Source organism: Algibacter sp. (assembly GCF_049667265.1).
Classification (GTDB): Bacteria; Bacteroidota; Bacteroidia; order Flavobacteriales; family Flavobacteriaceae; genus Algibacter_B.
The window spans coordinates 1-8,467 of record NZ_JBATHX010000148.1 but is presented as its reverse complement, the minus strand read 5'-3'; the positions used below and the strand labels follow the sequence as shown (position 1 = coordinate 8,467).

The 8,467-nt window shown below is 32.0% G+C and carries 8 protein-coding genes and 1 pseudogene; all 9 read left to right on the top strand.

From position 1 onward, the window contains the following. The coding region (locus WBN21_RS05410) for an ATP-binding cassette domain-containing protein (protein ID WP_424198262.1) at window positions 1–323 on the top strand (323 nt) is incomplete at its 5' end. Beyond that, window positions 320–1,540 (top strand): ABC transporter permease, encoded by a 1,221-nt coding sequence (locus WBN21_RS05405; protein WP_424198261.1) that lies wholly within the window; start codon window positions 320–322, stop codon window positions 1,538–1,540. The genes WBN21_RS05410 and WBN21_RS05405, both read left to right, overlap by 4 nt. A 35-nt stretch (window positions 1,541–1,575) precedes the next feature. Then, a complete protein-coding gene (locus tag WBN21_RS05400) occupies window positions 1,576–3,015 on the top strand; it encodes a DUF1566 domain-containing protein (RefSeq protein WP_424198260.1) in 1,440 nt (479 codons plus the stop codon). Window positions 3,016–3,039: 24 nt separating this feature from the next. Beyond that, the gene (locus WBN21_RS05395) at window positions 3,040–4,077 is read left to right on the top strand and encodes a sensor histidine kinase (protein WP_424198259.1); all 1,038 of its coding nucleotides are present in this window, start codon (window positions 3,040–3,042) and stop codon (window positions 4,075–4,077) included. Window positions 4,078–4,080: 3 nt separating this feature from the next. Next, entirely contained in the window at window positions 4,081–4,815 is a 735-nt protein-coding gene (locus WBN21_RS05390) for a LytR/AlgR family response regulator transcription factor (protein ID WP_424198258.1), read from the top strand. 55 nt (window positions 4,816–4,870) lie between these two features. Then, window positions 4,871–5,608: a hypothetical protein gene (locus WBN21_RS05385; protein WP_424198257.1), complete on the top strand. Its 738-nt coding sequence runs from the start codon at window positions 4,871–4,873 to the stop codon at window positions 5,606–5,608. A 205-nt stretch (window positions 5,609–5,813) separates the two neighbouring features. Continuing rightward, entirely contained in the window at window positions 5,814–6,446 is a 633-nt protein-coding gene (locus tag WBN21_RS05380) for a DUF6515 family protein (RefSeq protein WP_424198256.1), read from the top strand. A 387-nt stretch (window positions 6,447–6,833) separates the two neighbouring features. Next, on the top strand, window positions 6,834–7,928 hold the full coding sequence (locus WBN21_RS05375; protein WP_424198255.1) for a nickel-binding protein: 1,095 nt from the start codon (window positions 6,834–6,836) through the stop codon (window positions 7,926–7,928). Between the two features lie 129 nt (window positions 7,929–8,057). Continuing rightward, window positions 8,058–8,467 (top strand): annotated as a pseudogene (locus WBN21_RS05370) (methanethiol S-methyltransferase); the annotation flags it as partial.

The window sequence follows — 8,467 nt, the reverse complement described above, 5'->3', positions numbered from 1 at the left end:
CACCTTCCCAACTTTCAGGTGGTCAGCAGCAGCGTGTGGCTATTGCAAGATCATTGGTAAACAACCCAGTTATGATTTTAGCTGATGAGGCTACGGGAAACTTAGACACAAGAACTGCATACGAAATTATGTCTATTTTTCAAGAGTTAAACAAACAAGGTATCACTATAGTATTTGTAACTCACGAGCCAGATATTGCAGCTTTTAGCCATAGAACCATTGTGTTGCGAGATGGAAATATCATTCAAGATTATAAAAATCAAAAGGTACTATCTGCAACTGAAGAATTAGCAAAACTACCTAAACAAGACGAAGTGTTATGAGACTATTAAATTTATTAAAAATCGCATTTAAAGCCATCGTTCTTAACAAACTGAGAACCTTGCTTACTATGTTAGGGATTATCATTGGTGTGGCTTCTGTAATTGCTATGTTAGCCATTGGCGAAGGCTCTAAGGAAAGTATCCGTACTACAATTTCTGCAATGGGTTCTAATATGATTACAATTAGACCAGGCGCAGATGATAGAGGACCTGCAAGAGGAAGTGGCGGTAATGTGCAAACATTAACACTTCAAGATTATGAAGTTATAAAAGCAAAAAGTGACTTGTTAAGTTATATTACACCAGTTGTAAATAGTGGTGGCCAGGTTATTAATGGTTCTAACAACTGGCCAAGTACTATCTATGGTGTTAATCCAGAGTATTTAAATATTAAAGTAGTCGATTTACAAAGCGGAAGTATGTTTACAGATACAGAAGTCAAAACAGCTTCAAAAGTGGCTTTAATAGGGCAAACTGTGGTAGATAATGTTTTTCCTGATGGTCAAGAACCAGTAGGGCAAATGATACGTTTTAATAACATTCCTTTTAAAGTGATTGGAGTTTTAGAAGAAAAAGGCGAAAACACCTTTGGCCAAGATCAAGATGATGTGGTTATTGCACCATTTACCACAGTACAAAAGCGAATTTTGGCAATTGATTACTTAAACCAAGTGATGGCATCTGCTATTAGTGAAGATGATGCGCCTGAAGCAGTAACACAAGTAACAGAAATTTTACGTTCGCAACACAAATTAACTGATAATGAGGAAGATGATTTTACGGTGCGTTCTATGGAAGAATTAATCTCGACTTTTAGTTCCACTAGTGAGATGTTAACTATTCTATTGGTTGCAGTTGCCAGTATTTCACTATTAATTGGAGGAATTGGTATTATGAATATTATGTATGTTTCTGTAAAAGAACGAACCAAAGAAATAGGTTTACGAATGGCAGTAGGAGGCAAGGGTTCTGATATTTTAATGCAGTTCCTAATTGAAGCCATTTTAATAAGTATTACAGGCGGCATTTTAGGTGTACTGTTAGGGCTTGGAGCCACGGTATTTATCGAAAAGTTCTTGAATTGGCCAACAAGTGTTGCTTTGTATTCCATCATTATATCCTTTGCAGTTTGTGCTTTAACAGGAATTTTTTTCGGATGGTATCCGGCTAGAAAAGCATCTGCTTTAGACCCAATAACCGCTTTACGTTACGAGTAAGAAGCCTTTAAAAAACAGTATAAATCTAAATTATTATGAATTATCGAAGTATAACAAAAATAGGAATATTAGCCTTCGGGTTAATCCTTTTTACAGCTTGTGGTTCTAAGCAAAAAAAAGAACAAGCAGCACCAGAACAGGAACAGCATAAACAAAGACCAGAAGGAGGTCGTGAAAGACCTTCTATCACAGAAATGTTTACTGAAATGGATAGTAATGATGATGGTAGACTATCAAAAACAGAAGTTAAAGGCCCATTACAAAATGACTTTTCTAAAATTGATACTAATAATGACGGTTTTATAGTAGAAGGTGAATTAAAAAACGCTCCTGAACCTCAAGGTGGAGATCAAGGTCAAGGCAGACCTCCAAGGCAAGACAGACAATTGCCATCCATTGAGGAAATAAAAGCTGCAATGAAAAAACATGACAATAAAACAGTCCTTTTATCAGATAAAAATTATGCATTACCAACTACAGGTCAGACTAAAACTTTTGATGCTATAGGAAAAACTATTACAGGACTGCAACCTGGCGATTCATTTTATGGACAAGATGGAAACTACCAGAATGGACAAAAAATGTCGTATACAGATAACGGTGATGGCACAGTAACGGATAATGTTACGGGATTAATGTGGGCACAAGACCAATCGAGCGAAAGCAAAGCTTGGGTAGATGGCGAAGCATATTGTAAATCGCTTAATTTAGGAGGATTTACAGATTGGAGAATGCCGACAATAAAAGAACTTTGGTCTATAAGAGATCAATCTGTTGGGTGGCCATATTTAGATACCACATATTTTCATTTAGTAAGTAAAGATGGTGCAGAACAAAGAGATCAACACACATGGTCAAGTAATTATTATATGGTGAATACTGTTGAATCCAAAAAAAGACTGGCATTTATTGTTAATGATTGGACAGGCCATATCAAAGCATTAGACGGACAAAGATATGTGCGAGCAGTTCGTGGTGGTCTATATGGTGTTAATGATTTTATGGACAATGGCAATAATACAATTACAGATAAAGCGACCAGTTTAATGTGGTCTAAAGAAGACAGTAAAAAAGGCATGAATTGGGAAGATGCTTTGGCGTATGCTGAAAATTCCAATTTCGCAGGCTATTCTGATTGGCGCTTACCTAACGTAAAGGAATTACAAAGTATTGTAGATTATTCCGGTGTATTTCCAGCAATAGATAGTTCTATTTTTAATATTTCAACAATAACAAACGAAGCAGGAAATCAGGATTATCCATACTTTTGGACAAGCACTTCTGCAGGAAGCGAACGTGTAAGCGGCATGTATTTTGCAGATTACGTGGCTTTTGGATATGCTGTTGACCATGGTGGAGAGGACATCCACGGAGCAGGTGCTGTACGTTTTGATACCAAAATAAAAGATGGACCAGCAATAGAAAATGAAGAACGAATAAATAACTATATTCGTTTGGTTAGAAATGCTAAGTAAAAACAATAATTGAGAATAATCGAAATGCATAAAAATAAAAACATAACAATTCTGTCGCATTTACTGGTATGGTTAGTACTGTTTAGTATGCCTTATGTGTTGTCTTATGGACAAAACCAAGAAATCAATAGAGTAATTGCACATTTCTGGATTCCGTTAGTGTTTTATGCCTTCATTTTTTACCTCAATTATTTTGTACTTATTGATAGGTTTTTATTCAACAAAAAGACGGTTTTGTTTATCGTCTTTAATATCATAATCATTGGGTTTTTTATATTTATAAAAGAATACATTGAAGATACTTTTTTTCAAGATATCGTTAAAAGAAGAGCTGCAGACACCGAAAATTCCGGACCACCTTTTAAGATGTTTATCTACATACAAATGTTATCGTATATGGCGCCTTTATTATTTTCAATAACTATAAAAACGACAAAACGTTGGGTAAAAACAGAAGCGGAGAAAAAAGAAGCGCAAAATGTAAAACTACAATCTGAGTTGCAACATTTACATTATCAATTGCAACCGCATTTCTTTTTTAATTCACTAAATAATATTTACGCATTGGTAGATTTATCTCCAGAGCAAGCGAAAAAATCTATTCATAGTTTAAGCAAACTGATGCGCTATATGTTGTATGAAACCAATATGGAATTAGTGCTACTATCAAAAGAAATCGATTTTATGAAAAAATACATCGATTTAATGAAGCTACGCGTATCGGACAAAACAGAAGTTATTTATAATTTTCCATCAGAAGAAACAGGCATTAAAATTGCGCCTTTATTATTTATTTCTTTAATAGAAAATGCTTTTAAACATGGCGTTTCTGCTAGTAAAGAAAGTAAAATTGAAATGAATATGACGCACAATCATAAAACAGTCGTGTTTTCTATTGAAAATGATAATTTTCCTAAAAAAACAGAAGATAAAAGTGGTTCTGGAATAGGACTTCAAAATTTAGAGAAACGTTTGCAATTACTGTATCCAAATAAACACAGCTTTAAATCAAGTATAAAAGACGAACGTTTTTTAGTACATTTAGAAATAGAAACAGCCTAAATTATGAGCAATCAAAAAATCACTTGCATTATTGTAGATGACGAGCCTATGGCTCTTAATTTAGTAGAAAGTTATGTGAAGAAAACGCCCTTTTTAGTGCTTAAAAAAAAATGTAGTAGTGCTATTGAGGCCATGGAGTTTGTGAAAGCGAATCCTATTGATTTATTGTTTTTAGATATTCAAATGCCAGATTTAACAGGACTAGAGTTTTCAAAAATGTTACCCAAAGAAACTCGGGTTATTTTCACCACAGCTTTTGATCAATATGCTTTAGAAGGCTTTAAAGTAGAAGCTTTAGATTACTTATTAAAACCCTTTGATTATGCAGAGTTTTTGACAGCCGCCAATAAAGCAAACACATGGTTTGAATTGGTAAAAGGCAAACAACAAACATTACTATCCGAAGAAAAAGAGTTTCTTTTTGTTAAGTCTGAATACAAACAACTACGAATAAAATTAGCTGATGTTCTATATTTTGAAGGGTTAAAGGATTATATAAAAATATGGCTGAAAGATAATCCGAAGGCCATTTTAACCCTTATGAGTTTAAAAACTTTAGAAGAAGAGCTACCTGAAACGCAATTTATGCGAGTACATCGTTCTTTTATTGTTTCCTTAAAAAACATAGATGTGATAGAGCGTAGCCAAATTATAATTAATAAGCAACGAATTACCGTTTCTGAAAATTATAAGCCGAAATTCCTGGAATTTATTAATAACAATTCACTTAACTCGTAAAGCCTAAATCTTGCTTTGTTTGTTGCCAAAAAAATTTATTTTTTAACGTATTCCCATGAAGTTATTACGAAAACTAAGAATAAAGCTTATTGATACGGGCAAATTTAAATCGTACGCCCTTTACGCACTTGGAGAAATAGTACTTATTGTAATTGCTGTTTCTATTGCTTGGAAAATAAACGATTTAAATGATATCAGAAAAAGCAATCTTGCTGAAGATGAAATCTACATTAATTTAAATGAAGAATTAGAAACTAATTTGCGTCTTGTAAAACGTATTATTGAGGAAGACACAAAAAAAGTAATTTATTTAGAAAACACGCTAAATTATTTTGGTAAAAAATCTACTGAATTATCACAATCTGCAAAAGATAGTATTATTTCTATAGCAGAAAAACAGTACGAATTACAAGATAGCTCACTAAATTCTATTGTGAGTACAAATAAGTTAGAAAGTATAGATAATGCCAAGTTAAAAGATTTAATAGCTACTTATCTATCTAAAATTCAACTGTTTAAAAGTCAGGACGATCAGGTAAAAACTATTGTTTCAGATAAGATAAAACCCATTTTAGAAAATCATATTTCGTTAGTTGATTTATTATCAGACGACATAAAATATAACCATGTTAAAACGCATGCAGCTACGTCTGATTATTCAAGATTATTGGCTAATAAGGCATACCAAAATAGCATCATTGATAGGTTGTTACAAACCCAAAATCGTTTAGATTATGCGAGAACAATTCGCAGTAAAACAAAAATCTTAATCAGTCATTTAAATAAGAAATGAGCATGGCGTTTTTCTATATGTTTTCAGTTAAAATCTAGACTTCAAAAAAAACTCTTCTATAAAAACTTCCCATTGGTAGATACAAAACAAGTCTCGGTCTAGTTTCATTTTTAAACACGAATAATCCAAATATCTTTAGAGTATTAAAACTAAGAAACATCTTAGAAAATACATAAAAAAGAAGTTTAATTTAAAATTTAAAAAAATGAAAACATTTATAAAAACCTTCATTTTACCATCATTATTTTTGGTAGCCATTTCAACCCAAGTTTCGGGGCAAACACGTCGTAGCACTACAACTAGTGATAACAAAAAAGTAACCACTACTACAAGAACGACTAACACAAAGGCAATTACAACACCTACTAAAACTAGTACAGTAGGTAGGAGAGTATCAAGTACTCAAGTTACTTATAAAACGCCTAAAAAGAAAGTGGTCTCGGTTAGAAATGTACCAAACAGAGCGGTAATTAACCATAAAGGTCAAAATTACTATTACTCAAACAATAAGTATTACACACAATCTAGAGGTCGTTATATTGTTATTGCTCCAAAAGTTGGATTTAGAATAAAAACATTACCTCCAAATTATAAACAAATACGCTTTAACAATCATATTTACTTTAATGTAAGTGGCATATTTTACACACAAATAAATAACAATTACGAAGTAATAGACCCAGAAATTGGCACTATAGTTTATGAACTTCCTGATGATTATGAAAAAGTAATTATAGACGGATTAACATATTATGAATACGCAAACATACTTTATGAAAAAGTACAAGTAGATGGCTCTAGAGCTTATGAAGTTGTTGGAATTATAGATATGGAATAAAAGATTTTGATTTGATTGGTTAGTAGTGTTTGAAAAGCGAGTGGTTATTTTATAATTACTTGCTTTTCAGTTTAATAAAATTGAATCTGGTGTTTCAATAGCCATTAAAACTTTATGTTCCTTTATAAATATATTTCTGCTAATTGAAAATAATTTATAATTTAATACAATAAATATGAGTTTCAAAGTCATTTTATATAACGTCTGATTATAATTCTTATTTTGAATTATAATGTTCGGCGTTATAGCCTGTTCCGAACTTGTTTCGGAGTAACTTTACTTTGCCCGAAACGACGATAGGAGTGAAGTCAGAATGTGTTTGGAGTGGTTTTGAATTAATAAAAAATAAATAATGTAACTTAGTAGAATAAACTAAAAACTAGTCGAATGCCAATTTTTATGGACTTGCATGAATTACCAAATGGTATTACAGCAAAAGACATTGCAGAAATGCACCAAGAAGATTTAAAAATTGAACACAAATATAATTGTCGTGGACTAACCTATTGGTGTGATGAGCAGAGGCAAACAGCTTTTTGTTTAATGGAAGCACCAAACAAACAAGCTGTAATAGATTTACATCAAAAGGCACATGGCGCAATTCCTCAGCAAATTTTAGAAGTAAATGAAACTGTTGTAGAATCCTTTTTAGGACGTATTGAAGATCCTGAAAAATCTAAGAATACTAGTCTCAATATAATTAATGATCCTGCTTTTAGAAGCCTCATGATAGTTAAATTAAAACGTAAAGCATTAAGGGTTAATGATATAAACACTTTAAAAGCAGCCATTAGAGGCTATACAACATCAATAAAAGCATTAACAGCTAATTATGATGGTCGTTTAGTAAAGCAAGAGGCCAATACCTTTTTAATGTCTTTTGCCTCTGTAACAGATGCTGTTCATTGTGGCTTAAAAATTAGAGATATTCACAATTGTGTTATTACTCCAGATTTAGAGTTTAAAATTGGAATAAGCGCTGGGATTCCAATTACTGAAAAAGATGGCTTTTTTGAGGATACTATAAAAACCTCAGATTATCTAAGTGATATTGCTAAAGGTAATTTATCGATTTCATCGATGGTGAAAGACCTCTATGAAGGAGAGAATCAAAATAAACCCATAAATGAAGCCAAATCTATTCATATTGTAAGCAAAGTGGAAGAAGATTTTATCACTAGTTTAATGGAATATACCGAAAATATTTGGTCAAAAAATTCAATAACTGTTAAGGATTTTGAAAATAATTTAGGTTATAGTAAATCTAAACTTTACAGAACCATGATGAATTTGGTTGGTAAATCCCCTAATATGTTTTTAAGAGATTATCGTTTAAATAAAGCTTTAAATTTACTAGAAAAACAAAACTGTAATATCTCAGAAATTGCTTATCAAACAGGTTTTAGTAGTCCTGCTTATTTTTCAAAATGTTTCCATAAAAAATATGGAATACGCCCTTCAAACTTTATAGACAATATGTAATATATTGTTTTACAAATAGTTACACATAAATTTCTTCTGGTCTAAAATTGTATTTATTTGGTCTAAATGTAGAATTCTAGAAAATTATTCTATTCTAATTTTGTTGTAAACCAATTAAATTTAAATACAATGAAAAAGTTTATCGTCCTAATTTATGGAATTATTGCTTATTTAGTTTTCCTAATTTCCTTCCTTTATGCCATGGCATTTGTTGGCAATTTTTTAGTCCCAAAAACTATTAATTCAGCAACCGAAAGCACAGGTATTTCCGCAGTTATTATAAATCTTCTTTTATTAAGTCTTTTTGCTATCCAACACAGTATTATGGCGCGACCAGCATTTAAAGCTTGGTGGATTAAAATTATAGGTAAGCCAGCCGAACGCAGTACATATATTTTATTATCAAGTTTAGCACTTTTACTGCTATTTTGGAAATGGCAACCTATTAATACGGTGGTTTGGGAAATTGACAACAGCTTATTTGTATGGATAATTATTGGAGTAGCAGCTCTTGGCTGGCTCATTGTTCTGCTTTCTAC